The sequence below is a fragment of the Tropicibacter sp. Alg240-R139 genome (assembly GCF_900537075.1).
Taxonomy (GTDB): Bacteria; Pseudomonadota; Alphaproteobacteria; order Rhodobacterales; family Rhodobacteraceae; genus Falsiruegeria.
In genome coordinates this window covers 191319-217451 of record NZ_UNRA01000002.1, presented here as the reverse complement: position 1 = coordinate 217451, position 26133 = coordinate 191319, and the positions used below count along the sequence as shown (strand labels likewise).

Below are 26133 nucleotides of genomic sequence, written 5' to 3'. Positions count from 1 at the left end.
TTGTTTGCAGTGTCATTCGATATCTATTTCAGCCGGACATCTTTGCAGCGATCCGATCGGCCAATTGCGCGGCCACGTCTGATTTGCTCATGCGGGGCCATTCTTCGGCGCCTGCGTCCGAAATCAGGATCACCGCGTTTTCAGCCCCGCCCATGATGCCCGTCGCGGGGCTGACGTCATTGGCCACAATCCAGTCGCAGCCCTTGCGCAACCGCTTCGCCGTGGCGTTTTCGATCACATCGTTGGTCTCAGCCGCAAAGCCCACAACCAGGCCCGGTCTGCCTTGTTCCATCCGAGAGACGGTTTTCAGGATATCGGGGTTCTCGGCAAGTTCGAGCACCGGCAAACCATCCTTGCTCTTCTTCAGCTTACGATCCGAGGCACTGACGACGCGCCAATCAGCTACTGCTGCCGCAAAAACGCCCCCATCTACAGGTAGCGCAGCTTGCACAGCATCGGCCATTTCACGGGCGCTTTGCACGGGAACGACCTCGACCCCTGCTGGAGGAGGCACATCAGCGGGGCCAGTTACAAAAATCACATGCGCGCCCAATTCGGCTAGCGCGCGGGCGACAGCAGTACCTTGCGCACCTGACGAGCGGTTGGCGATATAGCGCACCGGGTCGATAGGTTCATGGGTCGGGCCGGATGTGACCAGAATACGTTTGCCCCGCAGCGGCCCCTCGGCAAAATGCGCCTCGACCGCGGCCAAGATCTCGAGCGGTTCGGACATACGCCCCGGACCATATTCGCCACAGGCCATATCGCCATCGTTGGGACCGAAAAAGGCAATTCCATCCGCCGCCAGCGTGGCCCGGTTGCGCTGTGTTGCTGGATGCTGCCACATACGCACGTTCATCGCAGGAGCCAAGAGCACAGGCGTGTCCGTAGCCATCAGAAGGGTCGATGCAAGATCGTTGGCCAGACCGGAAGCCATCTTGCCCATCAGATCAGCGGTCGCAGGTGCAACCACCACCAGATCGGCAGAGCGCGACAGTTGAATGTGGCCCATTTCGGCCTCATCCGTCAAATCAAAGAGATCGCGATAAACTTTGGTTCCTGCCAGCGCCGATACGGACAATGGGGTTACAAATTCTTCAGCCGCCTTAGTCAGGACCACTGTCACCTCGGCACCGCGCTCGCGCAGCCTGCGGATCAGATCCAAGGACTTATAGGCCGCAATCCCGCCTCCGATGATCAGAAGTATGCGTTTGGATGCCAGCATGGCTGCTCCCTTCCCGTTCAGGATGCCCCGATATGAGCCCGGCAGACCTTATGCAAAGCCCGCCACAACCACCAGCCGATTTTCGTCGACTTCAATCAACAGCCTTGTGAAACACCGCGCAGGGATCGTCGCGTTCCACCTCTGGCGCATCCAGAATGGCATCGAAAGACCCTTGAATCGCGCCCTCTTCGGACTGGCCTAACGCAAAAACCCGCAAACCCGGCTGCATGCGGGTCAGGAAGCTGGGAACGCCCCAATCCTTACGAGCGTGGCCGTTGCCCGTGATCACGACGACCGGGCCACCCGTTTCCGTGATTGCGGTTAGGATAGCGCGGGTCAGCACCGCATCGCGCAGACGCTGGATTTGCACCAGAACGGGCAGTTTCTCTGCGGGCATTGCATCACAATGGGCCGCCATCTGCCCAGCTTCGCGCGATGCCTGTTCATCAGCCGGTAATGGCACATTCAACCCATAGCGCGCCGCATCAGCACCAAAAGCAACCGCTGCACCAGCCTCCATCGCCCCTTGCGCCGCTTCACGTGGGACCAATGCGCCATAGATCGGTGCATCGGGTGCGGCCACAAAAATTGGTAAGTACATCGACAGCGGTGGCCAGCCCAATTCGGCCCAGCGGATGGTAGCGGCCAGCTTTTCAGGCTCTGAAATCAGGTTGCGGTTGATGCGATCAGCGCCTTCTGCGGTCAGCATCTCCCACACCATCGCGCGGGGCTCCAACGCGGCCACGACGTCTCGCTGAACCCGGTGATGCACTGGATTGTCGTGCACTTCACCCAAGATCACCACATCGGCGCCCGCCATTTTCAACAGAATTTCATCCGGCACCAGTTCAGACGCCAAGGCCGCCCGGATGGGGGCGGCCAGAAACGCCACACAGGCGCAGATCAGAATCGCAACATGTCTCATACAAGGAAGTGTTGCACCTCGTGCGATTCAGCTTCAAGACTTTTGCGCATCTTGGCAAAAGCTGCGGCTTCAAGTTGCCGGACCCGCTCTTTGGACAGGCTAAGCTCTTGTCCAAGACTCTCCAGTGTACGGGGCGTATCGCGCAGCTTGCGTTCACGGATAATGAACTGCTCACGCGGGTTCAGTGCCCCCATAGCCTTGAGCAGCCATTCGCGCAGTTGCGCGGTGTCATGGGCGTTTTCAACCAATTCTGCGGCCTGCTCGCTATCGTCCTCTAGTGCATCAATCCATTCGCGCCCTTCCTCGTCAGCGGATTGCACCGCATTCAGCGAAAAGTCTGAACCGGCAAGACGACCATGCATCATCTCTACATCCCGGAGCGGCACACCGACCTCAGATGCGATCATCTGATGCAGCTGATGCCGATCCAACGCTGCGCCTTCGCTGGCGGCTTCACGCTCGAATTTGGCCTGTACCCGCCGCATGTTGAAGAACAGGGATTTCTGCGACGAGGTCGACCCAGTGCGCACCATCGACCAGTTGCGCATCACATAATCCTGAATGCTCGCTTTGATCCACCAAACCGCATAGGTCGAAAACCGAACACCGCGGTCAGGGTCAAATTTGTCAGCGGCCTTCATCAGGCCCAATCCGGCCTCTTGGATGAGATCATTCATCGGAGCGCCGTAGCGCTTAAACTTTGCCGCCATCGAAATTGCTAAACGCATGTAAGCAGTGATAAGTCGATGAAGTGCCTCTTCATCGCGGTGATCTCGCCAAGCATAGGCAAGCGCCCGCTCTGTTTCAGCGTCCAGCAGTTCCGCCTTCATCGCTTTGCGCGACATCGACGTGTCTCGTACGTTATCCAAGGCCATACATCTCTCCCCAAATGTCCGGCACGCCTGCCGTGGCTTGTTTTGCGCGTTCACAGTGGATACGCAGAGAAACGTCAGGCAGATCAAAAATAAGGTAATAACTTGTTTCCAAAATTCACCTTTATCTTTGGTGGCGCGGCATCAGGCAAATCTGCCTACGCCGAGCAACTTTCTGTTTCATCAGGTAAAAACAGGTTTTACCTAGCCACATCACAAATATTTGATGCCGAAATGCAGGTTAAAATCGACCGCCATGTTGCTCAGCGCGGTTCAGGTTGGCGTACCGTCGAGGCCCCTTTGGAACTGGCCGGAGCACTGTCCGAATTGGATGCAGATGACATCTGCCTGATCGACTGTGCCACCATGTGGCTAAGCAATCATCTGCTGGCTGATAGCGACTTGGCCACGGCGCAAGAGCGCCTCTTGACCGCAGTTGCCGACACCCCCGCATCTGTTGTTGTCGTCTCGAACGAGGTTGGTTACGGGATCGTTCCCGATAACGCTCTGGCCCGTCAGTTCCGCGAGGCGCAAGGCAGGCTGAACATCGCGTTGGCTGCAAAAGCCGATCTGGTGATTTCCGTCACTGTTGGCCTACCTCATGTGTTGAAAGGACAACTGCCATGACCACAACCCGCCTGCACATGGTGCGCCACGGACCAACTCATGCCAAAACGATGGTGGGGTGGTCAGATCTACCCGCTGATCTGAGCGACACAGCTGCAATTGCGCGCCTGTCCAATCACTTGCCGCATCAGGCGATCGTTATCTCATCCGACTTGTCGCGCGCCGCGGACACCGCCAGCGCCATTCAGGGCAACCGCACACGCTTGCCACATCGTTCCGATCTGCGTGAGATTAACTTTGGCGAATGGGAGCTGCGCCGCTTTGCCGAAATCGACGCCGAAGACCCCGCCCTGATCCGGGCCTATTGGGAAACCCCTGGAGACGTGCGCCCACCAAACGGTGAAAGCTGGAACGAGGTTTGCGCCCGTGTCAACGCCGCCATTGATGCACTGATCGCGCAGCACAGCGGCAATGACCTCATCATCGTGGCGCATTTTGGGGTGATCCTGACACAGGTGCAACGCGCCTTGCGGTTGGATGCCGAGCAAGCCTTTGGCCACAAGATCGACAACCTGTCAATCACCGAACTGACCCACCACGCGCAAGGGTGGGACGTGGCGCGGATCAATCACCTCCCGTGATGCAAAAGAAAACAAAAAGCTGATTTACTGATGGGTGAGGTGGCATTTAACTTTGCGCACATGACCTATGACCTTTTTATCGGCGACCGGCTGTTTTCGAGCTGGTCCATGCGCGGGTGGCTGATGCTCGAGAAATTCGGCATCCCCCACCAAACCCACATGATCGGCCTTTATTCAGGGACCATGGCAGCGGATATGGACCCGCTTGCGCCCGCCCGCCTGGTTCCGACCCTACGCACGCAGACGGGAACCGTTGTGGGTGAAAGCCTGGCAATGGCCGAGACCCTGGCCGAAGAGAACCCGGACGCAGGCCTGTGGCCGTCGGCCCCGGCTGCTCGCGCTGCGGCCCGGTGGCTCTGTGCCGAGATGGTCGCCGGGTTTGGGGCCTTGCGTGGGGAATGTCCTATGCAACTACTGCATTGCTACGAGGGGTTTGAACCTTCGCCGGAAACGCTAACAGACCTTGAGCGGATCGAGACACTCTGGGCCCACGCGCGGTCCGTTTCAGGAGCCGAAACAGGCCCGCTCTTTGGCACCTATTCGCTGGCAGATGTGTTCTATACGCCCGTCGCGGCCCGGATCATCGGGTACGGCCTGCAAGTGTCGGAAGCCAACCACACTTATTGCCTGGATCTGCTGTCGGACCTGTCAGTACGGCAATGGCGGGCGATGGGACTGACCAAAACCCATGATCCATTCCCCTACCCTGTCGATCTGCCGATAGTCCCTTGGCCTATTGACAGCCGCAATGCCATCGCCATTGACGCCGGCCCATCGGTCAACACTCACTGCCCCTACTCGGGCAAGCCGGTGAACGATTTCCTGGAGCTTGACGGCCGGATCTGGGGCCTGTGCAATCCGTTCTGCCGCGACAAGACCGTGGCCGACCCCGAGGCCTGGCCCGCGTTCGTGGAAATGATCCGGTCGCGTTAACCTTTCCTAAACCACGCGGGCGCTAGCAATGTCTTGTTAACCAATGAACAGGACAGAGATGGTTGCCCGCGCCTATACCGTTGCCTTTCAAGGCGTTGACGCCCGCTTGGTCGAGGTGCAATGCGCTGTCACTCCAGGATTACCTGCGTTTTCCATCGTGGGATTACCCGATAAGGCCGTGTCCGAAGCCCGTGACCGGGTACGCTCGGCACTCAGTTCGATGGCCATTGCGCTGCCGTCCAAGCGGATCACCATCAACCTATCGCCTGCTGACCTGCCGAAAGAGGGCAGCCATTTTGACCTGCCAATCGCACTGTCGCTGCTTGCCGCGCTTGAAATCGTGCCAAGGGAAACCGCCGAACAAACCGTCGCGTTAGGAGAGTTATCGCTGGATGGATCGTTGGTCCCTGTTGTGGGTGCCCTGCCCGCGGCGATGGCAGCTGCTGAAGATGACCGGATGTTGCTGTGTCCTCAAGCGTCAAGCGCCGAGGCCGCCTGGGTCGACGCCGCCCAAGTCATCGGCGCAGACACCTTGGCCAGCGTTGTGCGCCACTACACCGGCCAGGCCCTGCTGTCCCCCGCAACCGCCGGAGAGATTCACGCCGATCCGTTCGCCAAAGACCTGCGCGACGTGAAAGGCCAGGAACGCGCAAAACGGGCACTGGAAATTGCTGCTGCAGGCCGTCACCACATGATCATGATCGGCACACCCGGGTCCGGCAAATCAATGCTGGCCGCGCGCATTCCCGGAATTTTGCCACCACTCAGCGCAACCGAGGCATTGAGCACATCAATGATCCATTCGCTCAGTGGGCTGTTGGACGAAGGTGGGATCTCGATGACCCGACCCTTTCGCGAACCGCACCACACCGCATCGATGGCGGCCATTGTGGGCGGCGGCAAGGGCGCGAAACCGGGTGAGATTTCATTGGCACACAATGGCGTCTTGTTCATGGATGAATTCCCGGAGTTCTCACGAACAGTGTTGGAAACCCTGCGCCAACCCATCGAGACCGGAACGGTCATGGTCGCCCGCGCCAACGCGCACGTCAAATACCCCTGCAAATTCATGCTGGTGGCCGCCGCAAACCCCTGCAAATGCGGTTACATGACGAACCCGGCGCGGGCCTGTTCGCGCGCGCCGATCTGTGGTGAAGATTACTTGGGCCGCATCTCAGGCCCTTTGATGGACCGGTTCGATCTGCGGATCGAAGTGCCGCCTGTGGGCTTTGCTGATCTCGATTTGCCGCCCTCAGGCGACCGCTCTGAGGTTGTCGCCGCCCGTGTGGCCGCCGCCCGCAACGTGCAAGCCGAGCGGTTTCGTGACACCCCGGACGCCGCGCAAAACGCCGATGCCGCAGGCACAGTGCTCGAAGCCATCGCAACGCCGGACAAAGAGGGCAAAGAGATGTTGCTCAAGGCCGCTGACAGGTTCGGCCTGTCAGCGCGTGCGTATCATCGCATCCTGCGCGTGGCGCGCACGATTGCCGATCTTGAAGGGGCGGAGCACGTACACAAACCGCATGTGGCCGAAGCGCTGAGCTTTAGGATCACGACCAAGGCTTATGCCTGAACTTTGCCTTCGATCGCCTGCCAGATCTTCACCGCGATGTTCACCCCATCAAAGCGTTCCAATTCCTGTATGCCTGTGGGCGAGGTCACGTTGATTTCGGTCAGATAGTCGCCAATCACGTCGATGCCGACGAATATCTGGCCTTTTTCGCGCAGAAGTGGACCAATGGCTGCGCAGATCTCCAGATCACGATCGCTGAGGCCAATTTTTTCGGGCCGCCCGCCAACGTGCATGTTCGAACGTGTTTCGCCCTCGGCAGGCACGCGATTGATCGCACCAACCGGTTCACCATCAACCAGGATCACACGTTTATCGCCGTTGCTAACATCCGGCAGGAATTTCTGCACGATCAGCGGTTCGCGACTGAAGCCGGTGAACAGTTCATGCAGAGAGGACAGGTTGCGGTCGTTGGCGTCCAAGCGGAACACACCTGCGCCACCATTGCCGTACAAAGGCTTAAGGATGATGTCACCGTGCTTGGCCTTGAACGCCTTGATGGTATCCAGATCGCGCGCAATCGTAGTCGGCGGGATGAGATCGGGGAAATCCAACACCAACAACTTTTCAGGATAGTTGCGAACCCAGAACGGGTCATTGACCACCAGTGCCTGCCCTTTGAGCCGGTCCAGCAGGTGGGTCGCAGTAATGTAATGCATATCGAACGGCGGGTCCTGACGCAGCCAGACCACATCGAAATCACCCAGATCAACTTCGCGCATTTCACCCAGAACGGCCGGGGCGCCCGCGACACGCTGCACGGTCATGTCGTAACCGCGCGCGGTGATCCGCCCCTCTTGATAGGCCAAGTGGTCGGGGCTGTAGTAGAACAGCTCATGCCCCCGCTCCTGCGCCTCTTCGGCCAGGCGAAACGAGCTGTCCGCGTTGATGTCCACGTTCCCGATCGGGTCCATCTGAAAGGCGATTTTCATGGCGCGTCCTTGTTGTCTGCTGCCCGATACATGGCGCAGGCGCAGGCTGGGTTCAATGGGGGACGCACCCCTAAAGCGCTTTGCCGTTGATTTGAAGTGGAATGCACTGCCTCTCCCTTCGGTCGAACGCGCCTTCCGATAAGCATGCCTCAATTAGACGGCAAAACGCTGAAATCACCCCAGACCGATGGCATTCTCGAGAATTTGAACCTGTCCCGCCGCATCCACAAGGGCCACATCAAACCGCGCATCCGTCAGCTGACCTTTTGGTTCGTTCGTCAAAAATTCAGCACCAGCCGCATAGATTCGCTCGATCTGACGGGCGCCCAAGCGCAGGGCCGCCTGATCCAAATCCCGGCTTTTCTTGACTTCGACGAATATTACCGCGTCGCCATCCCGGACGATCAAATCGATCTCTCCGGCTTGTCCGCGCCACCGTTCAGCGGCCAACTTGAACCCCCTGTCGACGTACGCACGCGCCACGATCTGCTCAGCAGCGTCGCCCGCATAATGCGCCATTGATCCGCGCCAACCCTGCCCCGGCATGTCACCCTTTCCCGAGCTGCAGCGCCTTTTGGTAAAGTGGCCTGCGCGCAAGCCCATAAATCTTGGACACCAGATCCGCCGCATCCTTGACCGAATGGCTTTCCAACGCCTGTTTCAGGGCCATTTCTATGTCTTCTTCGTTAACAGGACCTGAACGTGCGCGATCGACCAGCACCACGATCTCGCCCTTTACAGATGCACTGGCGAGATCATCGGCCAACTCTTGCAAGGTTCCGCGCCGGACCTCTTCGAACTTCTTCGTCAATTCTCGACACAAAGCGGCGGGCCGCTCGGCGCCCAAAACCAAAGCCATGTCAGACAGGCTGGCCGCGACTCGCTTGGGCGATTCGTAAAAGGCCAGCGTGCCGGGGATCTCGCGCAGTTCTTCTAACCGGGACCGGCGCGCAGATTTCGCGTTCGGCAGAAAACCGGCAAAAAAGAACGCATCCGTCGGCAACCCAGCCAACGTTAGGGCTGTCACCACCGCCGTAGCACCTGGCGCAGCTGTAACCATGTAACCTGCTTCTGAAGCTGCACGGCTCAGGTCATACCCCGGATCTGCGATCAAAGGCATCCCGGCCTCTGACGCATAGGCGACCGATTGCCCGGCCTCCAAAGCCGCCAACACCTTGGCCCGCGCACCGGCGCCACTGTGATCGTGATAGGCGAGGATATATCGGCCACCCAGTGGAACACCGTGGATTTCCATCAATCGACGCAGGCTCCGCGTGTCTTCGGCCGCGATCATGTCTGCCGAAGCCAATACGTCGAGCGCCCGCAGGGTGATGTCACGGGCGGTCCCGATGGGTGTGCCGACAAAGTAGAGCCCCGAGGGCAATCTGACCTTTTGGTGATTCAACGCTGGACCCGACCTTTCTGACGTTTATTATCGCGGCTTGTATATAACTCGGCTGAACAAGGCCGGATGAGGGAGTTTTGATTTAGATGTTTGCCGTTCTTAAGTCGACCCGCAAGGTGACCCTGTCGGTCCTTGGCCTGACTGCCGCTGCTTTTCTGACAGCATGTGAACCAGGGGGAATCACCAGCGGCGGACCATCTATCGACACGTCCGAACCAGTGCCGGTTGCACTACTGGTCCCCAAGGGATCGGCCCAATCGGGTGACGCGGTTCTGGCGCAAAGCCTGGAAAACGCCGCGCGGCTGGCGATTGGTGATCTGTCGAATGTTCAGATCGACTTACGTGTTTATGACACTGCGGGCGACGCGGGCACGGCATCGGCTATGGCACAGCAAGCGGTCAACGACGGGGCCAAAATCATCCTCGGACCGGTTTATGCCCAAGCAGCCAACGCCGCAGGCCTTGCGGTGCTGAACAAGAACGTCAACGTTCTGTCCTTTTCGAACAACACCAACATCGCGGGCGGCAACGTCTTTGTTCTGGGGCCGACCTTTGACAACACAGCAAAACGTCTGACCAGCTATGCGGCTGCGGCCGGCAAGGGCAACATCGTCGTCGTGCACAGCAACGACGAAGCCGGTCAGCTGGGCCGGTCGGCGATTGTGAACGCCATCAGCGCAACATCGGCCAGCCAGAGCGGATCAGTCGGCTACGAGCGCTCACAGCAGGGGGTCATCAACGCCATTCCACAAGTCAAGGCCACGGTTGACGGCAGCGGCGCGCAATCGATCTTTTTGACTTCGACCACCGCAGGTGCCTTACCGCTGTTCACGCAGTTGCTTCCTGAGGCCGGTGTGTCGAATACGACCACGCAATACATCGGACTGACCCGATGGGATATCCCAACGCAAACACTTGACCTGCCAGGGGTTCAGGGTGGCTGGTTCGCCCTGCCCGATCCCGGCAAGTCGCAGAATTTCAAAGCACGTTACTCTGCAGCTTACGGTGGCGCGCCGCACCCCATCGGTGGCTTGGCCTATGACGGGATCGCTGCGATTGGCGCATTGGTCGGGTCTGGCAATTCCAACGCGTTGACTGGTGCCGCCTTGACCCAGAGCGCCGGTTTCCAGGGTGTCGGTGGCATCTTTCGACTGCTACCCAACGGCACAAACGAGCGCGGCCTGGCGGTCGCATCCATTCAAGACAAGCAGGTTGTCGTGATCGACCCTGCCCCACAGAGCTTCTCCGGTGCCGGTTTCTGAAATAACTCCCACAAACCCGTTGCTGCCCCACTCTGCGGGCACATTGATCTGCGAGCCTAACGACATCTTTGACGCTGACGACATTCGTCAGCGTATTGATGCTCTCGCAGAGGATACATCCGACAATGCCACCATTCGTAACGGCGTGGTGTCGGTCTTGCGCGACGTGCAAAAAGCAGGTCGCGCCAAAATTGCCGATGCCTTTGCTGGCGCGCCCTTTGCCGCACGACCGTTGACCCGATCGTACACTTATCTGACGGACGGTTTGGTACGCACGACGCTCTATGTTGCCAGCACGATATTGCACCCTTTGGCGAACCCAACCCAGGGCGAACGCATCGCGGTTATGGCGGTGGGCGGGTACGGACGTGGTGAGATGGCCCCGTTTTCAGATGTCGACCTGCTGTTTCTGACCCCTTACAAAATCACAGCCTGGGCCGAGAGTGTTATTGAATCGATGCTCTACATGCTGTGGGATCTACGGCTCAAGGTTGGCCACTCGTCCCGCACGATCAAAGATTGTCTGCGTCTGGGGACCGAAGATTTCACCATCCGCACCGCAATGCTGGAGCAACGGTTCCTGGCCGGCCACGCGCCGCTGGCCGAAGAGTTGGAAGAACGGTTAAAAAACGACCTTTTCAAAGGTTCTGGGCAAGAATTCATCGAGGCCAAGTTGACCGAACGCGACCTACGCCACCGGAAGCAAGGCGAGCGGTACATGGTCGAGCCCAACGTGAAAGAGGGCAAAGGGGGTTTGCGCGATCTGCAATCGCTCTACTGGATCGCCAAATACATCTACAGCGTTCAAGAAGTTGACGAACTGGTGCCCCTGGGCCTGTTCAACCCGGATGAATTCGACACCTTTGTACAGGCCGAAAGCTTTCTCTGGGCCGTGCGCTCGCATCTGCATCTGGTGACCAACCGCGCCACCGAGCAACTTACCTTTGACCTGCAAGTCGAGGTGGCTGCGCGCATGGGGTACGAGGATCGCGCCGGACGCCGCGCGGTCGAAGTGTTCATGCAGAAGTATTTTCGCGAAGCCACCCGCGTCGGTGAACTGACCCGGATTCTGCTGACCAAGCTGGAAGCGGCGCATATGAAAAGCGAGCCGCTTCTGGAACGCATTTTCCGCCGCCGCCCCAAGGTCAAATCTGGCTACAAGGTGGTCCACGGGCGGCTCGATGTAGCGGATCCCAAGACGTTTTTGTCCAATAAGCTGAACCTTCTGCGCCTGTTTGAAGAAGGGCTGCGCACCGGAATGCTGATCCACCCCGACGCTATGAGGCTGGTGACGGCGAACCTGGCGCTGATCGACGACGACATGCGCGGCGACAAGGAAGCGCGCAGGATCTTCCTGGACCTGATGCTGAAACACGGCAATCCGGAACGCGCCCTGCGAAGGATGAATGAACTAGGTGTCCTGTCCGCGTTCATCCCCGAGTTTGAACCCATCGTGGCGATGATGCAGTTCAACATGTATCACAGCTATACAGTGGACGAGCACACGATCCAGTGCATCACCAACCTGGCGATGATCGAAAAAAGCGAACTTGTCGAAGAGCTGCCGCTGGCGTCCGGCATCCTCAAGGACGGGATCAACCGCAAAGTGATTTATGTGGCACTGCTGCTGCATGACATCGGCAAGGGGCGGCCCGAAGATCATTCGATCCTTGGGGCCAAGATCGCGCGCAAGGTGGCGCCGCGCCTGGGCCTGAACAAATCGGATTGCGAGACAGTGGAATGGCTGGTGCGCTATCATCTTCTGATGTCTGACATGGCCCAGAAACGCGACATCTCTGACCCGCGCACGGTACGGGATTTCGCCAAGGCCGTGCAGACGGTCAAGCGGCTAGATCTGCTGACAGTTCTGACAGTCTGTGACATTCGGGGCGTAGGTCCGGACACTTGGAACAACTGGAAGGCCACATTGCTGCGTGCCCTGCACCGTGAAACCAAGCGGGCGCTTGAAACGGGGATGGAGGACCTCAACCGCGAGAATCGAGGGACCGAGGCCAAGAAAGCCCTGCGCACCGCTTTGACCGGGTGGAGCAAAGCCGACCTTAAGGCTGAGACCAGTCGGCACTATGCCCCATATTGGCAAGGCTTGCAGACCGAAACCCATGTCGAGTTCGCCAAAATGTTGCGCGTGATGGAGGCTTCGGGGGATCCCGGCGACATCGAAATCCGCCTGCGTCCGGACGAAGACCGTGACGCGACGCGGGCCTGTTTCACTATGTGGGATCATCCAGGTATCTTTTCCCGCGTGGCCGGGGCGCTTGCCCTTGTGGGTGCAAATGTGGTGGACGCTCGTAGCTATACGACCAAAGACGGCTATGTGACCGACGCATTCTGGATTCAGGATGCCGAGGGACACCCATACGAAGCATCGCGTTTGCCGCGTTTGACGCAAATGATTCACAAAACGCTCAAAGGTGAGGTTGTCGCTCGTGACGCGCTTAAGTCTCGCGACAAGATCAAGAAACGCGAAAGAGCGTTCAATGTCCCCACCCACATCACCTTCGACAACGAAGGATCCGAAATCTACACAATTATCGAGGTCGACACCCGCGACCGGCCCGGCTTGCTGTATGACCTGGCCCGCGCGCTTGCAGGCACCAACGTCTACATCGCCAACGCCGTGATCGCGACCTATGGCGAGCAGGTGGTCGATACTTTTTACGTCAAGGACATGTTCGGGTTGAAGTACCACGCGGAAAGCAAACAGCGCACGTTGGAAAAGAAACTGCGCCAAGCAATCACCGAAGGTGCCAAGCGGGCCGACTCATGAAGAGTTCGCGTCTGACGTCGAGCTTTCTGACGGTTGGGTTCTGGACATTGGCCAGCCGTGTTCTGGGGTTCATGCGGGAAATCCTGCTGACGTCTTTGATCGGCCCCGGTCCGGTGATGGATGCCTTTGTCGTGGCCTTTCGCCTGCCCAACATGTTCCGACGCTTCTTTGCCGAGGGGGCGTTCAACGCCGCCTTTGTGCCGATGTTTTCCAAGAAATTCGAAGGCGGAGACGACGCGCAAGGCTTTGCCAATCAGACGCTGAATGTCTTGGGGCTGACTGTTCTGGCCCTGGTGGGTTTGGGCATGGTCGCCATGCCCGCCTTTGTCTGGTTAACCGCCAATGGCACCTACGGAGACGAGAGGTTCGATCTGGCCGTCGGCTATGGCTACGTCGTGTTTCCTTACATCTTTTTCATGGCACTGGCGGCGCTCTTTTCCGGTGTTCTAAATTCGGTTGGGCGATTTGCTGCTGCGGCCGCCGCTCCGGTATTGCTCAACATCTTCACTTGCAGCGCGATGATCCTTGGCGCGGTCGTTGGCGGAGAGATTATCACCTGGCTCATCTGGACTATTCCAGTGGCCGGTGTCGCACAGCTTGCGCTGGTCTGGATCGCAACCGAGCGTGCGGGTATCCGTCTGCGCCCCAGCCTGCCCCAGTGGGGCCCTGAGATGTCGAACCTGGTGCGTATTGCGATCCCGGCTGCTTTGGCGTCCGGTGTGGTGCAGGTGAACCTGCTGGTTGGTCAGCTTGTGGCATCCGGCACCGAGAATGCGATGAGCTGGCTGTTTGTAGCGGACCGACTGTATCAACTGCCACTTGGCGTTGTGGGTATTGCTGTTGGCCTTGTGTTGCTACCGGAACTGTCGCGACGATTGCGCGCGCAGGACGACGACGGCGCGCGCAATGCCTATTCGCGGGCCGGAGAGTTCGCGCTGATGCTCACTGTACCGTCCGCAATTGCCTTTATGGTGATCCCACTGCCGCTGGTCTCCGTGCTTTATGAACGTGGACAAACCACATCTGACGATGTTGCCGCAATTGCAGTCGCGGTTTCAATTTATGGATTAGGTCTGCCCGCATTTGTCCTGCAAAAACTGGTGCAACCACTCTATTTTGCGCGCGAGGACACGCGTTCGCCCTTTCGCTATGCCGTTGTGGCCATGGTCGTGAACGCAGCGCTGGCCTTTGGCTTGCAGCCTTGGCTGGGCTGGCTGGCCCCAGCTATCGCCGCAACAGCTTCTGCGTGGGCGATGATCGGGTTGCTGATGTGGGGGGCACGCCGCTATGGCGCTGTGGCCCGCTTTGATGCGCGGTTCCGGTCACGAGTCTGGCGGGTCGTGTTGGCGTCGGTCGTAATGGGCATTGCCTTATGGTTTGCAGCCCTTAGCGCAGCAGCGCCGCTGCACGCTCCTGGCTGGCGATATTTGACACTGCTATGCCTGATTGCCTTTGGCGCAGGAGTCTACTTTGGAGTTGGCCAGCTAATCGGCGCGTTCCGCTTGTCCGAGTTCCGACGGTCCCTGCGGCGCGGTTAAAGCTTAGTCCCGCTGTAGCAACTGCCGAATGCGCGCCCACCCGCCTGGGACGAACAGAAACGACAGACCAAAGCCTGTGGCAAAGCCGCCCAGGTCCGCGACCCAATCCTTGGTCCCGCCGAACAGCAGGCCAAACACCAACTGTATGCCCATCAGCATGGCTATCAGCGTAAAGGCACGGCTCTGGTTTTCACCCACCAAAGACAGGTTGACCCAAAGTAGGAAGGTAAACGCCCCGATCAGGCCGTAAACGGCAGGGAAGCCCCCGACCAACGGATACGGCTCAGTCAGCAAGATCGCGTAGAGCAGCGCCCCACCAACTCCGGACAGCACAAAGATCAACAGCATTGCAATACTGCCGAACACTTCGGCCACCATCTTGCCCATCGCCAGTACAAAGACGCAGACAAATATGGCCTGCGTGAAGGTGCCATGAACAAAGGGGTAGGTCACAAACCGCATCACCTGATCCAGCGGCCAACGCCCAGTTTCCCACATCCACGCAAAAATCTCACCGGAAAATGAATAGGTCTGGATCGCATTCAGACGCCATCCCACCGCCTCGGGTCCTCCGATTATCCCGCGCGTGCCCAAGGTAAAGGCCAGCTCGACCCCCATGATGAACAGACACAGGGCGACCACGACAGGCGGAAGCGGGTTGACCGCTGGGGTGTTGGGGTTACTGCTCATGACCTGCTCTCCATTACGGGGGACTGTTGACGTCCTTTGGCCCCATGGGTAAGCGACATAGGCCTATTATTCCAGACGGGAGTTGTCTGACATGTCCAAGACCCAATTCACGCCGCGCGTATTTTCCGGCATTCAACCTTCGGGCGGTTTGACCCTCGGAAACTACCTGGGTGCGATCAAACGTTTTGTGGACATGCAGGGACCCGAGTTTGAAACGGTCTATTGCATGGTCGACTTGCACGCGATCACGGCCAAGTTTCTGGAGCCCGACGCGCTGCGCAAAAACACACGCGAACTGTGCGCAGGATTCATCGCTGCGGGCATCGATCCCGAGCAGTCGATCCTGATCAACCAGAGCCAGGTGCCCGAGCATGCGCAATTGGGCTGGATCTTCAACTGCGTTGCCCGCATGGGCTGGATGCAGCGGATGACTCAGTTCAAGGACAAGGCAGGCAAAAACGCTCAGAACCAATCATTGGGTCTGTTTGCCTATCCTGCACTGATGGCCGCAGACATCCTGATCTATCACGCAACACATGTTCCCGTGGGCGAGGATCAGAAGCAACACGTCGAACTGACCCGCGACATCGCCGCCAAATTCAACCACGACTATGGCGTCGATTTCTTTCCGATGGCGGAACCGGTGATCGAAGGCGCGGCAACCCGTGTCATGTCCTTGCGGGATGGATCAAAGAAAATGTCCAAATCCGATCCCTCGGATGCCAGCCGCATCAACATGACCGATGACGCCGACGCCATCGCCAAAAAAATTCGCAAGGCTAAGACCGACCCCGATGCCCTACCGTCCGAGGTCAAAGGATTGGAAGAGCGCCCCGAGGCGCGCAATCTGGTGAACATCTATGCCGCCCTGAACGAGCAGAGTGTGGATCAAGTCCTGGCAGACGTGGGCGGCAAGCAATTTGGCGCGTTCAAACCGATGCTGGCCGAGCTAGCCGTCGCCAAGCTTTCACCCATTTCAACCGAGATGGCGCGCCTTATGAACGAGCCGGACGAAATCGACCGCATTCTAACCCGCGGCTCGGAACGGGCACGCGTAATCACCGCGCCGATCCTGCGCCAGACCTATGACATTGTGGGAATGGTTCCTCCGGCCTCGATCTGATCCAGAGAACATTGTTTTGATACAAACCGGTCGACTTGCACGAGTCGGCCAGTTTTCTTTTTTCCTGCGATCACGTTTGCATTGCAGTCACGCAAAGGTCTGGACTTCTGACCCATTCTCACTCAAGTTTCAAGTTGAGAGAGGGAGAGTATCATGGCAACCGGCACCAACATCCGCACCTATTTTGAAGGCACCTGGCATGATGGGAACGTGCAGATCATGCGCGCTGCGGATCATGGTGCTTGGTTGGGATCAAGCGTGTTTGATGGCGCTCGGTTCTTTGACGGCCTGAGCCCGGATCTGGACGCACATTGTGCCCGCACCAACCGCTCGGCCAAGGCATTGATGGTGACTCCGACGGTCACGACCGAAGAGATGGTCGAAATTGCCCGCGAAGGCCTGAAAGCTTATGGCAAGGACAAGGCTGTCTATATCCGCCCGATGTATTGGGGCATCGACGGCGATCCGACAGCGATCGTGCCGCAGGAGGATTCGACCGGTTTCGCCCTGTGCCTGGAAGAGATTCCCATGGCCGCGCCTGAGGCGTCGGTCACCCTGACCACTACCCGCTTCCGTCGTCCCGTACTGGAAGACGCCGTCGTCAACGCCAAAGCGGGCTGCCTGTATCCCAACAACGCCCGGATGCTGAAAGAGGCACGCGCGAAGGGATTCAACAACGCACTGGTGGCAGATGCCATGGGCAATGTCGCCGAAACGGCCACGGCGAACATCTTTATGGTGCGCGATGGCGAAGTGTTCACTCCAATCGCCAACGGCACCTTTCTGGCTGGTATCACCCGTGCACGCCACATCAAGAATTTACAGGCCGATGGTGTCAAAGTTCACGAAGCTGTTCTGTCCTTTCAGGATTTCCATGACGCCGACGAGATTTTTATGTCGGGCAACATGAACAAGGTCACGCCCGTCACCGCTCTGGACGATACACAATTCCAGATTGGCCCTATCGCCCGCAAGGCGCGTGCGCTTTACTGGGACTGGGCGGCGGCAAGCGGGTAAACCTCTGGATCGAATAAGAAACCCTGTTATTGCAAGCCCTCGTCCCGTAATGCATGATCCGGTGAAAGAGGATAATTGCCCATGCGTAAGTTTCTTGTCGTCCTGGATGACAGCCGTGAATGTCTGAATGCCATGCGTTTTGCCGCCATGCGCGCATCGCACACTGGCGGCGGCGTGGCCGTTTTGTCGATCATTCCGCCAGATGAATTCAACCACTGGATCGGCGTCGGCGAAGTCATGCGCGAAGAGGCCCGCGAACGCATTCATGCGCATTATGAGGTGTTTGCCAAGTGGATGCGTGACAAGCAACATGTCGAACCCGAACTGATCATTCGCGAAGGCGAAGCACTCAACGAGATCATTGCACAAGTGCAGGAAGACTCTGAAATCGGCGTTTTGGTCCTGGGTGCAGGCACAGACAAGAAGGGCCCCGGCCCGTTGGTATCGCAGCTCAGCCGCTCTTCCGGGTCGCTGCCGATCCCGATCACCATCGTTCCTGGCGATTTGAGCAAGGAAAAGCTCGAAGCGATCACCTGAGGTTCGGCCATGGCGAGGCGTATTCAGTTCTGGTTCGAATTCGCCTCGACCTATTCGTATCTCAGCGCCATGCGGATCGAAGACGCCGCCGCGCGACATGGGGTTGCCGTCGATTGGCAGCCTTTTTTACTTGGTCCAATCTTTGCAGCGCAAGGCTGGAACAACTCACCGTTCAACATCTATCCCGCTAAAGGCCGGTACATGTGGCGCGATATGGAGCGTCTTTGCGCGGAACGTAGTTTGCCATTCATGCGCCCTGATCCGTTTCCACAAAACGGGCTGATGGCAGCACGATTGGCATTGGTGGCACGACAGCATGGTCGGATTGCTCCGTTTGTGCGGGCGGTTTATGCGGCGCAATTTGGTCGCGGGTTGAACATTTCACATGCAGGGGTTCTGGCGGATTGCTGGCATCTGGTTGGACTGGATGGAAGCCTGATGTCGGCAGTAAGTCAGCCCGAAACAAGAGCAGCATTGCGCGTGCAGTCAAACAAGGCCCAAGAACTCGATCTGTTCGGAGCACCCAGTTTTATTGTGGGCGATGAGCTCTTTTGGGGCGATGATCGTCTAGATGCAGCTTTGGCGCTTGCCGCAGAATTTTAGAACCGTTCCAATTATTGACTTCCCATCCCTGTGACCGCATATCAGTACCAAGCATCACGGAGGCTGCCATGTTCATTCAAACCGAATCGACGCCGAACCCGGCGACGTTGAAATTCTTGCCCGGTCAAACCGTGCTCGAAATGGGCACAGCAGACTTCCCATCTGCCGAAGCGGCTGGCAAGTCGCCCCTCGCCACCCGAGTGTTCGCAGTCACTGGCGTAACAGGCGTGTTCTTTGGCAACGATTTTGTCACTGTCACCAAAGACGACGCTGTCGAATGGGACCACATAAAGCCAGCCATCCTTGGCGCGGTGATGGAGCACTATCAGTCGGGCCAACCGGTGATGGATGACGGCGCGCAAACCGTGTCTGGTCATGCCGAGCATACAGGCGAAGACGGCGAAATTGTCGATCAAATCAAAGAGCTGTTGGACAGCCGTGTACGCCCCGCAGTCGCCCAAGACGGCGGCGACATCACGTTTCATGGCTTTGATCGCGGTGTTGTCTACTTGCACATGCAAGGCGCTTGCGCCGGTTGCCCCTCGTCGACCTTGACGCTGAAAATGGGCATCGAGAACCTGCTGCGCCACTACATCCCCGAGGTGACCGAGGTTCGCCCCGTTGCCGTCTGATCCACTCATTCTGGCATTTGACACATCGGCCGCGCATTGCGCGGCCGCTTTGTTGCGAGGGGGTGAAACTCTTGTGGCCCGTGTTGAAGAGATGAAACGCGGACAGGCCGAGCGTTTGATGCCCCTGCTCGAAGAGGTGTTGGCCGAGGGAGGGCTGACCTGGACCGATCTGGATGCAATCGGCGTTGGCACTGGTCCGGGAAACTTTACCGGCATCCGTATCTCGGTTTCGGCTGCGCGAGGATTGGCCTTGGGTCTGAAAGTGCCCGCGGTCGGCGTCACCGGTTTCGAATCGCTTGGTCTGATTGCACCCGTTGACACTCTCCCTGCCATCCCTGCCCCCCGCGAACACGTCTACATCAGACGCGATCGAGAAGCAGCCATGCTATTACCGATCACCGAAGCAGAGAACCTAGCGCCGCTCTATCTGACCAATGATGGTGCAAAGACAGCCGTTGCCATCGCGCGCATCGCGTCTGAACGCTATCTCGACACAGTGATCCCACCTGTCCCATTCTACATTCGACCGGCCGACGCTGCCCCTTCGCGCGATGTGCCGCCGGTCCTGCTGGACGAATGACGCCCGCGGAAATGGCCGACACTCACAAGGCGGCCTTCACCCAGTCACGTCCTTGGAGCGAAACGGAATTTTCCGATCTTCTGTCCAACCGTTTTACATATGTTGTGGGTGACAAAAGCTGCTTTGCCCTGATCCAAGTGATAGCCGGTGAGGCCGAATTACTGACCATCGCGACTCAACCGGATCACCAGCGTCAGGGGCTGGCCGCACAGGTCATGTCCGCTTGGCACACCCAAGCCATCAGCCAAGGCGCAGGTCGCGCGTTCCTTGATGTGGCGGTCGACAATACCCCGGCCATTGCGCTCTATCACAGGTGCGGATACGCGCTCCACACCCGCAGACCCGGCTATTATAAGCGTTCCGATACAGAGAGTATCGACGCCATCGTGATGCAACGACCCCTGCCCTGACGGCATTCTCGCGTTTCTTGGACCATCCGGTCAAAAAGCGGTTGATTCTTTGGGCTGGCTCCGTCCTTAATTGCCAGTATTATTGCAGTTCTGCTCGAATGCACGGACCCTGGCGCAGACCGGGCGTCTGAAACAAAAAACCAACGGGAGAAAACAAATGACCCTCATGAAATCGCTGATGGGCGCCGCAGCCTCGCTGGCGCTGACCGCAGGGGCCGCATTGGCCGAGCCCGCGCTGATCTTTGACTTGGGCGGTAAGTTCGACAAATCCTTCAACGAAGCAGCCCACAACGGCGCGTCCCGTTGGGCCGAAGAAACCGGCGGCAAGTACCGCGAGATCGAGCTGCAATCCGAGGCTCAGCGCGAGCAGGCTCTGCGCCGCTTTGCCGAAGCTGGCGCCAACCCGGTTATCACCATGGGCTTTGGCATGGCAGATCCGTTGAGCGCCGTTGCGCCAGATTACCCCGACACTAAATTCGTCGCTGTTGATGTCACTTGGCTGGACGCGCCAAACCTTCGTCAAATCGGCTTTGCCGAACACGAGGGCTCATACCTGGTTGGTATGATGGCTGCGATGGCATCGGAATCGGGCACCGTCGGCTTCATCGGTGGCATGGACATCCCATTGATCCGTCACTTTGGCTGCGGCTATGCCCAAGGTGCCAAGGCAGTAAACCCGGACGTCAATATCGTTGCCAACATGACCGGCACAACTCCGTCGGCTTGGAATGACCCGGTCAAAGGATCGGAACTGACCAAAGCGCAAATCGCACAAGGCGCTGACGTGATCTATGCGGCTGCTGGTGGCACCGGCGTTGGTGTTCTGCAGACCGCAGCCGACGAAGGCATCCTTTCGATCGGTGTGGACAGCAACCAGAACCACTTGCACCCAGGCAAAGTCCTAACCTCGATGCTGAAACGTGTGGACGTGGCCGTCTATGAGGCGATGAAAGCCGGTACAGACGTTGAAACCGGTGTCTTCACCATGGGTCTGGCCGAAGAAGGCGTGGGCGTTGCCATGGACGACAACAATGCCTCGCTGGTTAGTGATGACATGAAAGGCGCCGTCGAAAAGGCGCGTCAGGACATCATCGACGGCAAGACATCCGTTGTCAGCTATTACGAAAACGACAGCTGCCCTGCTGTAAGCTTCTAATCGCTTATTCATGTGGGCCGGTGTGATTGCACCGGCCCGCCTTTCACCTCCCCCCGTGCGCTTTTGACGGCACATCACCAGATATTGCGCGCTCCTCTTCGGCCATCGAGGTTAAATCATGACCGTCCCAGCCATCGAGCTTAAAGGGATTTCCAAATCCTTTGGCCCCGTCCAGGCAAACAAGGACATCTCTATCAGCGTCGCCCCCGGTACGATCCATGGGATCATCGGTGAAAACGGTGCGGGCAAATCCACGCTGATGAGCATTCTCTATGGATTTTACAAAGCCGACAAAGGCGAGATCTGGATCAACGGCAAAAAGACCGAGATTCCGGACAGCCAAGCCGCCATTGCAGCAGGCATCGGCATGGTGTTCCAGCACTTTAAACTGGTCGAGAACTTTACCGTTCTGGAAAACATCATTCTGGGGGCCGAGGACGGTGGGCTGCTCAAGCCTTCGCTGGCCAAGGCGAGGAAATCGCTCAAGGAACTAGCGGCTGAGTATGAGTTGAACGTCGACCCGGACGCAGTGATCGAAGAGATCGGCGTCGGGATGCAGCAGCGAGTCGAGATCCTGAAGGCGCTCTATCGTCAGGCCGACATTCTAATCTTGGACGAGCCGACCGGCGTGCTGACCCCTGCCGAGGCCGATCAACTGTTCCGCATCCTTCACCGCCTCAAGGATGAGGGCAAAACCATCATCCTGATCACACACAAGCTGCGCGAGATCATGGAGGCGACCGACACTGTCAGCGTCATGCGGCGCGGGCAGATGACCGCGACGGTCAAGACGTCCGAAACCGACCCACAGCATCTGGCCGAGCTGATGGTGGGCCGTAAGGTTCTGCTGCAAGTGGACAAGGTCCCTGCCAAAGTCGGAGCGCCGGTTCTGGAGGTCGAGAACCTGCATGTCACCGATGAAAAAGGTGTCGAGCGGGTCAAAGGCATCAACTTGCAGGTTCGAGCCGGGGAAATTCTAGGCATTGCAGGCGTGGCTGGTAACGGACAATCAGAGCTGCTGGAAGTTCTCGGCGGAATGCGTCCCGGTACAGGTAGCATTCGCTTGAACGGTTCGCCGTTGGCGCTCAGTGGCGCTGGATCGGACGCGCGTGCGCGCCGCGATCAGCATATTGCCCACGTCCCCGAAGACCGTCAGCGCGAGGGTCTAATTATGGACTTTCACGCCTGGGAGAATGTGGCCTTTGGCTATCACCACGATCCCGCCTACCAAAGCGGCATCTTCATGAACAACGCCGCCCTGCGTGCGGACACCGAGCGCAAGATTGAAAAGTTTGATGTGCGCCCCGCCGACGGTTGGCTGGCGGCCAAGAACTTCTCGGGTGGCAACCAACAAAAGATCGTCGTTGCGCGCGAGATCGAGCGGAACCCGGACCTGCTGCTGGTCGGGCAACCGACCCGCGGTGTGGACATCGGCGCCATCGAATTCATCCACCAGCAGATCGTCGCCCTGCGCGATCAGGGCAAAGCGGTGCTGCTGGTATCGGTGGAACTGGAAGAAATCTTTTCGCTCTCTGACCGGATCGCTGTCATGTTTGACGGGCACATCATGGGCGAGCGCCTGCCCCATGAAACGGACGAAAAAGAACTGGGCCTGCTGATGGCAGGCGTCGATGGAAAGGCTGCATAAGATGGACAAGATGCCCAAATGGGCCGACGTGGTCCTTATTCCCGTCATCAGCCTGATCCTAGCCGCAAGCCTGTCAGCTCTTGTGATTGTTGCGATCGGCGAAGACCCGGTCGAGGCCGTGAACCTTATGGTCACAGGCGCGCTCGGGTCGACCTATGGCTGGGGCTATACGCTCTATTATGCCACCAACTTTATGTTCACCGGGTTGGCCGTGGCCGTGGCGTTTCATGCGCGAATGTTCAACATCGGCGGCGAAGGTCAGGCCATGCTGGGCGGGCTTGGCGTTGCTATGGTTTGCCTTTACGTACCCTGGCCGCATTGGTCGCTGGCCCTGCTTGGGGCCTGCGCCGGCGCGATGATCTTTGGTGCAGCCTGGGCTGCGATCCCGGCCTATCTGCAAGCCAAACGTGGCAGTCACATCGTGATCACGACCATCATGTTCAACTTCATCGCCGCTGCGGTGCTAAACTACATGCTGGTCAACGTAATGCGCCCGCAGGGGTCGATGGATCCGGCTTCGGCACGATTCCCCGAAGCAGTACACTTACCGACATTGCACGAGCTGTTGACCCCGATTGGGATCAGCTTTTCCAAGGCCGCACCTGCCAACGTCACACTGTTGGTCGCGATCCTGGCCTGTTTCGTGGTCTGGGCGCTGATCTGGCGCACCAAGCTGGGCTATGAAATCCGCGCCTATGGCCATTCGGAAACCGGTGCTCTGTATGCCGGTATCTCGCCGGTCAAAATCACTATGATCGCCATGATAATCTCGGGCGCGTTGGCGGGCCTGATGGCCACCAACAATGTCATGGGCGAAGCAGAGCGGCTGGTCCTGAACTCGACCGAGGGCGCGGGGTTCATCGGCATCGCCGTAGCCCTGATGGGGCGCAGCCACCCGTTTGGCGTGTTCCTGGCCGCGATCTTGTTTGGGTTCCTTTACCAGGGTGGCGCCGAACTGGCGCTGTGGACCTCGATCCCGCGCGAATTGATCGTGGTGATCCAGGCGTTGGTGATCCTGTTCACTGGGGCATTGGACAACATGGTGCGCATGCCTCTTGAAAAGATATTCCTGGCGATGCGGAAAGGCAAAGCGTGATGGATTTCCTGACGATCATCCAAGTTCTCGATTCGACGGTTCGCCTGGCCACGCCACTGCTGCTGGCCTGTTTGGCGGGACTTTATTCCGAACGCGCGGGCATCTTTGACATCGGGCTTGAAGGCAAGATGTTGATGGCCGCGTTCTTTTCGGCCGCTGTGGCAGCCGTGAGTGGTTCTGTCTGGTTGGGTCTGCTGGCAGGAATTGGTTCGTCTTTGGTGCTGAGCGGGTTGCATGGCTTGGCCTCGATCACGTTCCGAGGAAATCAGCTGATTTCCGGGGTCGCGATCAACTTTCTGGCCGCCGGCATGACCGTATTGATCGCTCAGGACTGGTTCAAACAGGGTGGGCGTACACCGTCCCTCTTTGCCGGGGGCCGGTTCGAACCAATCGAATTTCCTTTTGCCGAGGCCGTGAGTGGCGTGCCGATTCTGGGCCCGGTATATTCCGAGTTGCTGTCGGGGCATTCGATCCTGGTTTACATTGCGTTCCTGGCCGTACCGGGCACTTGGTGGGTCCTGTATCGCACCCGCTTTGGCCTGCGCCTGCGGGCCGTGGGTGAAAATCCGGCCGCCGTGGATACCGCAGGCGTTTCGGTAGTGGGTTTGCGTTATGCGGCGGTGGCGATCTGTGGTGTGCTCTGCGGAATTGCCGGGGCCTATCTGGCGACTGCATTGCAGGCGGGTTTCGTCAAGGACATGACAGCGGGTCGCGGCTTTATCGCATTGGCCGCCTTGATCTTTGCAAAGTGGCGTCCGTGGCAGGCGATGTGGGCCTGTCTGCTCTTTGGTCTGCTTCAGGCCGTCGCGCTGAGGTTCCAGAATATCGACCTAGGTGGTGTGGTGATTCCCGTCCAAGTGATGGACGCCCTGCCCTATATCCTGACCGTGGTGATCCTGGCTGGCTTTGTCGGCAAGGCCATTCCACCGCGAGCTGGCGGTGAGCCCTATGTAAAGGAACGCTGATAGGTCCAGTTGGCTGTGGCAAATCAGTCCTGTTTTCTGCAAGGCAGCATGGGCGGTTGATTTCGCCCTGTGTCGCAGTCTAACAGTATTCATGCAGATTTACCTTCCCATAGCCGAAGTGTCCGTTAATGCCTTTCTTTTGTTAGGCCTTGGCGGCATGGTCGGGATCCTGTCCGGCATGTTTGGTGTCGGAGGTGGATTCCTGATGACGCCACTGTTGTTCTTTATCGGTATTCCGCCTGCTGTTGCGGTTGCCACAGAGGCCAACCAAATCGTTGCCTCGTCCTTTTCCGGGGTGCTTGCACATTTCCGACGAAAGACCGTGGACCTAAAAATGGGAACGGTGCTTCTGGTCGGGGGCCTTACAGGGGCCGCCCTTGGTGTGGTGGTCTTCAACTACCTAAAGAGCCTCGGCCAAGTCGATCTGCTGGTTAAGCTTTGTTACGTTGTCTTCCTTGGCATCATCGGTAGCCTGATGTTTGTCGAAAGTCTGAACGCGATCCGCAAAGCGCGCCGTGCAGATGGTGGTGCCCCTGCCAAGCGTCGCCAGCGGACATGGGTTCATGCCCTGCCGATCAAAATGCGGTTTCGCACATCCGGCCTTTATATCTCGGTCATTCCACCGCTAATCGTTGGTGTGTTTGTTGGCATCCTGTCGGCCATCATGGGTGTCGGCGGTGGTTTTATCATGGTGCCTGCGATGATCTATCTGCTTGGCATGCCCACCAAAGTTGTCGTGGGTACGTCGCTGTTTCAGATCATCTTTGTGACCGCGTTCACCACCATGCTGCACGCGACCACAAACTATACCGTGGACATTGTGCTGGCGGTTTTGCTGCTGGTCGGCGGTGTGATCGGCGCCCAGATCGGTACCCGGATCGGCGTCAAGATGAAGGCCGAACAGTTGCGTGTTCTGCTGGCCCTCATGGTGTTGGTGGTCTGCGGCAAACTGGCGCTGGATCTACTCCTGCAACCCACCGAGCTCTACTCGCTCGGCGCAGCCGGAGGTCACTAAACC

Annotated in this window: 26 protein-coding genes; 19 read left to right on the top strand and 7 right to left on the bottom strand. The window is 58.3% G+C overall.

Going from position 1 to position 26133, the window contains the following annotated elements:
* Positions 1-28: 28 nt before the first annotated feature.
* From coaBC to G6R15_RS08725, 3 genes are all read right to left on the bottom strand, one after another.
* A complete protein-coding gene (gene coaBC / locus G6R15_RS08735; protein WP_164659484.1) occupies positions 29-1225 on the bottom strand; it encodes a bifunctional phosphopantothenoylcysteine decarboxylase/phosphopantothenate--cysteine ligase CoaBC in 1197 nt (398 codons plus the stop codon).
* A gap of 91 nt (positions 1226-1316) precedes the next feature.
* Complete coding sequence (locus tag G6R15_RS08730) at positions 1317-2150, bottom strand: ChaN family lipoprotein (RefSeq protein WP_164659483.1); 834 nt, start codon at positions 2148-2150, stop codon at positions 1317-1319.
* Positions 2147-3025: an RNA polymerase factor sigma-32 gene (locus G6R15_RS08725; RefSeq protein WP_164659482.1), complete on the bottom strand. Its 879-nt coding sequence runs from the start codon at positions 3023-3025 to the stop codon at positions 2147-2149. Before G6R15_RS08725 ends, G6R15_RS08730 begins: the two co-directional genes overlap by 4 nt.
* A 102-nt stretch (positions 3026-3127) precedes the next feature.
* On the opposite strand from G6R15_RS08725, the gene cobU reads away from it, so the two are divergent.
* The 4 genes from cobU to G6R15_RS08705 are packed head-to-tail and all read left to right on the top strand — an operon-like array spanning position 3128 to position 6736.
* Entirely contained in the window at positions 3128-3649 is a 522-nt protein-coding gene (cobU, locus tag G6R15_RS08720; protein ID WP_164659481.1) for a bifunctional adenosylcobinamide kinase/adenosylcobinamide-phosphate guanylyltransferase, read from the top strand.
* Positions 3646-4230 (top strand): histidine phosphatase family protein, encoded by a 585-nt coding sequence (locus G6R15_RS08715; protein WP_164659480.1) that lies wholly within the window; start codon positions 3646-3648, stop codon positions 4228-4230. Before cobU ends, G6R15_RS08715 begins: the two co-directional genes overlap by 4 nt.
* A 60-nt stretch (positions 4231-4290) precedes the next feature.
* Positions 4291-5163 carry a glutathione S-transferase gene (locus G6R15_RS08710; protein WP_164659479.1) on the top strand — a complete coding sequence of 291 codons (873 nt, stop codon included), beginning with the start codon at positions 4291-4293 and terminating at the stop codon, positions 5161-5163.
* 58 nt (positions 5164-5221) lie between these two features.
* Positions 5222-6736 (top strand): YifB family Mg chelatase-like AAA ATPase, encoded by a 1515-nt coding sequence (locus G6R15_RS08705; RefSeq protein ID WP_164660249.1) that lies wholly within the window; start codon positions 5222-5224, stop codon positions 6734-6736.
* Here the strand turns inward: G6R15_RS08705 and gshB are convergent.
* The 3 genes from gshB to rsmI form a co-directional block, all read right to left on the bottom strand.
* Complete coding sequence (gene gshB, locus G6R15_RS08700) at positions 6727-7665, bottom strand: glutathione synthase (protein WP_164659478.1); 939 nt, start codon at positions 7663-7665, stop codon at positions 6727-6729. The genes G6R15_RS08705 and gshB overlap by 10 nt on opposite strands.
* A gap of 174 nt (positions 7666-7839) precedes the next feature.
* Complete coding sequence (locus tag G6R15_RS08695; RefSeq protein ID WP_164659477.1) at positions 7840-8211, bottom strand: YraN family protein; 372 nt, start codon at positions 8209-8211, stop codon at positions 7840-7842.
* Between the two features lies 1 nt (position 8212).
* A complete protein-coding gene (gene rsmI / locus G6R15_RS08690) occupies positions 8213-9070 on the bottom strand; it encodes a 16S rRNA (cytidine(1402)-2'-O)-methyltransferase (protein ID WP_164659476.1) in 858 nt (285 codons plus the stop codon).
* Between the two features lie 86 nt (positions 9071-9156).
* Between rsmI and G6R15_RS08685 the strand changes: the two genes are divergently transcribed.
* From G6R15_RS08685 to murJ, 3 genes are read left to right on the top strand one after another with little or no spacing between them, the layout of a single operon-like run.
* Entirely contained in the window at positions 9157-10332 is a 1176-nt protein-coding gene (locus G6R15_RS08685; RefSeq protein ID WP_164659475.1) for a penicillin-binding protein activator, read from the top strand.
* A gap of 19 nt (positions 10333-10351) precedes the next feature.
* A complete protein-coding gene (locus G6R15_RS08680; RefSeq protein WP_240336708.1) occupies positions 10352-13120 on the top strand; it encodes a [protein-PII] uridylyltransferase in 2769 nt (922 codons plus the stop codon).
* Positions 13117-14658, top strand: coding sequence for a murein biosynthesis integral membrane protein MurJ (murJ, locus tag G6R15_RS08675; RefSeq protein ID WP_164659473.1), 1542 nt, complete (start codon positions 13117-13119; stop codon positions 14656-14658). The genes G6R15_RS08680 and murJ overlap by 4 nt, the downstream gene beginning before the upstream one ends.
* A 3-nt stretch (positions 14659-14661) precedes the next feature.
* On the opposite strand, the gene G6R15_RS08670 is transcribed toward murJ, so the two are convergent.
* Entirely contained in the window at positions 14662-15348 is a 687-nt protein-coding gene (locus G6R15_RS08670) for a rhomboid family intramembrane serine protease (RefSeq protein WP_164659472.1), read from the bottom strand.
* Positions 15349-15439: 91 nt separating this feature from the next.
* On the opposite strand from G6R15_RS08670, the gene trpS reads away from it, so the two are divergent.
* The 12 genes from trpS (at position 15440) to G6R15_RS08610 (ending at position 26130) form a co-directional block, all read left to right on the top strand.
* A complete protein-coding gene (trpS, locus tag G6R15_RS08665; protein WP_164659471.1) occupies positions 15440-16471 on the top strand; it encodes a tryptophan--tRNA ligase in 1032 nt (343 codons plus the stop codon).
* 153 nt (positions 16472-16624) lie between these two features.
* Positions 16625-17488, top strand: a complete 864-nt coding sequence (locus tag G6R15_RS08660) for a branched-chain amino acid aminotransferase (RefSeq protein ID WP_164659470.1) — start codon at positions 16625-16627, stop codon at positions 17486-17488.
* An 81-nt stretch (positions 17489-17569) separates the two neighbouring features.
* Entirely contained in the window at positions 17570-18025 is a 456-nt protein-coding gene (locus tag G6R15_RS08655; RefSeq protein ID WP_164659469.1) for a universal stress protein, read from the top strand.
* Positions 18026-18034: 9 nt separating this feature from the next.
* On the top strand, positions 18035-18628 hold the full coding sequence (locus tag G6R15_RS08650) for a 2-hydroxychromene-2-carboxylate isomerase (protein WP_164659468.1): 594 nt from the start codon (positions 18035-18037) through the stop codon (positions 18626-18628).
* A gap of 68 nt (positions 18629-18696) precedes the next feature.
* Positions 18697-19260 carry a NifU family protein gene (locus tag G6R15_RS08645; RefSeq protein WP_164659467.1) on the top strand — a complete coding sequence of 188 codons (564 nt, stop codon included), beginning with the start codon at positions 18697-18699 and terminating at the stop codon, positions 19258-19260.
* Complete coding sequence (gene tsaB / locus G6R15_RS08640; protein ID WP_164659466.1) at positions 19250-19840, top strand: tRNA (adenosine(37)-N6)-threonylcarbamoyltransferase complex dimerization subunit type 1 TsaB; 591 nt, start codon at positions 19250-19252, stop codon at positions 19838-19840. The genes G6R15_RS08645 and tsaB overlap by 11 nt, the downstream gene beginning before the upstream one ends.
* 11 nt (positions 19841-19851) lie before the next feature.
* Positions 19852-20250 (top strand): GNAT family N-acetyltransferase, encoded by a 399-nt coding sequence (locus G6R15_RS08635; RefSeq protein ID WP_240336707.1) that lies wholly within the window; start codon positions 19852-19854, stop codon positions 20248-20250.
* A gap of 157 nt (positions 20251-20407) precedes the next feature.
* Positions 20408-21406, top strand: a complete 999-nt coding sequence (locus tag G6R15_RS08630) for a BMP family protein (RefSeq protein ID WP_164659464.1) — start codon at positions 20408-20410, stop codon at positions 21404-21406.
* Positions 21407-21524: 118 nt separating this feature from the next.
* Positions 21525-23054 (top strand): ABC transporter ATP-binding protein, encoded by a 1530-nt coding sequence (locus G6R15_RS08625; RefSeq protein WP_164659463.1) that lies wholly within the window; start codon positions 21525-21527, stop codon positions 23052-23054.
* A 1-nt stretch (position 23055) separates the two neighbouring features.
* Positions 23056-24150: an ABC transporter permease gene (locus G6R15_RS08620; protein ID WP_164659462.1), complete on the top strand. Its 1095-nt coding sequence runs from the start codon at positions 23056-23058 to the stop codon at positions 24148-24150.
* On the top strand, positions 24150-25115 hold the full coding sequence (locus G6R15_RS08615) for an ABC transporter permease (RefSeq protein ID WP_164660248.1): 966 nt from the start codon (positions 24150-24152) through the stop codon (positions 25113-25115). Before G6R15_RS08620 ends, G6R15_RS08615 begins: the two co-directional genes overlap by 1 nt.
* A gap of 91 nt (positions 25116-25206) precedes the next feature.
* Positions 25207-26130 (top strand): sulfite exporter TauE/SafE family protein, encoded by a 924-nt coding sequence (locus G6R15_RS08610; protein WP_164659461.1) that lies wholly within the window; start codon positions 25207-25209, stop codon positions 26128-26130.
* Positions 26131-26133 lie beyond the last annotated feature (3 nt).

What these genes read in the sequence shown, in the direction of transcription:
- coaBC (WP_164659484.1), bottom strand. Translation starts at nt 1,225, where the DNA reads ATGCTGGCATCCAAACGCATACTTCTGATCATCGGAGGCGGGATTGCG.
- G6R15_RS08730 (WP_164659483.1), bottom strand. Translation starts at nt 2,150, where the DNA reads ATGAGACATGTTGCGATTCTGATCTGCGCCTGTGTGGCGTTTCTGGCC.
- G6R15_RS08725 (WP_164659482.1), bottom strand. Translation starts at nt 3,025, where the DNA reads ATGGCCTTGGATAACGTACGAGACACGTCGATGTCGCGCAAAGCGATG.
- G6R15_RS08715 (WP_164659480.1), top strand. Translation starts at nt 3,646, where the DNA reads ATGACCACAACCCGCCTGCACATGGTGCGCCACGGACCAACTCATGCC.
- G6R15_RS08710 (WP_164659479.1), top strand. Translation starts at nt 4,291, where the DNA reads ATGACCTATGACCTTTTTATCGGCGACCGGCTGTTTTCGAGCTGGTCC.
- G6R15_RS08705 (WP_164660249.1), top strand. Translation starts at nt 5,222, where the DNA reads ATGGTTGCCCGCGCCTATACCGTTGCCTTTCAAGGCGTTGACGCCCGC.
- gshB (WP_164659478.1), bottom strand. Translation starts at nt 7,665, where the DNA reads ATGAAAATCGCCTTTCAGATGGACCCGATCGGGAACGTGGACATCAAC.
- G6R15_RS08695 (WP_164659477.1), bottom strand. Translation starts at nt 8,211, where the DNA reads ATGCCGGGGCAGGGTTGGCGCGGATCAATGGCGCATTATGCGGGCGAC.
- G6R15_RS08685 (WP_164659475.1), top strand. Translation starts at nt 9,157, where the DNA reads ATGTTTGCCGTTCTTAAGTCGACCCGCAAGGTGACCCTGTCGGTCCTT.
- murJ (WP_164659473.1), top strand. Translation starts at nt 13,117, where the DNA reads ATGAAGAGTTCGCGTCTGACGTCGAGCTTTCTGACGGTTGGGTTCTGG.
- G6R15_RS08670 (WP_164659472.1), bottom strand. Translation starts at nt 15,348, where the DNA reads ATGAGCAGTAACCCCAACACCCCAGCGGTCAACCCGCTTCCGCCTGTC.
- trpS (WP_164659471.1), top strand. Translation starts at nt 15,440, where the DNA reads ATGTCCAAGACCCAATTCACGCCGCGCGTATTTTCCGGCATTCAACCT.
- G6R15_RS08660 (WP_164659470.1), top strand. Translation starts at nt 16,625, where the DNA reads ATGGCAACCGGCACCAACATCCGCACCTATTTTGAAGGCACCTGGCAT.
- G6R15_RS08655 (WP_164659469.1), top strand. Translation starts at nt 17,570, where the DNA reads ATGCGTAAGTTTCTTGTCGTCCTGGATGACAGCCGTGAATGTCTGAAT.
- G6R15_RS08650 (WP_164659468.1), top strand. Translation starts at nt 18,035, where the DNA reads ATGGCGAGGCGTATTCAGTTCTGGTTCGAATTCGCCTCGACCTATTCG.
- G6R15_RS08645 (WP_164659467.1), top strand. Translation starts at nt 18,697, where the DNA reads ATGTTCATTCAAACCGAATCGACGCCGAACCCGGCGACGTTGAAATTC.
- G6R15_RS08635 (WP_240336707.1), top strand. Translation starts at nt 19,852, where the DNA reads ATGGCCGACACTCACAAGGCGGCCTTCACCCAGTCACGTCCTTGGAGC.
- G6R15_RS08630 (WP_164659464.1), top strand. Translation starts at nt 20,408, where the DNA reads ATGACCCTCATGAAATCGCTGATGGGCGCCGCAGCCTCGCTGGCGCTG.
- G6R15_RS08625 (WP_164659463.1), top strand. Translation starts at nt 21,525, where the DNA reads ATGACCGTCCCAGCCATCGAGCTTAAAGGGATTTCCAAATCCTTTGGC.
- G6R15_RS08620 (WP_164659462.1), top strand. Translation starts at nt 23,056, where the DNA reads ATGGACAAGATGCCCAAATGGGCCGACGTGGTCCTTATTCCCGTCATC.
- G6R15_RS08615 (WP_164660248.1), top strand. Translation starts at nt 24,150, where the DNA reads ATGGATTTCCTGACGATCATCCAAGTTCTCGATTCGACGGTTCGCCTG.
- G6R15_RS08610 (WP_164659461.1), top strand. Translation starts at nt 25,207, where the DNA reads ATGCAGATTTACCTTCCCATAGCCGAAGTGTCCGTTAATGCCTTTCTT.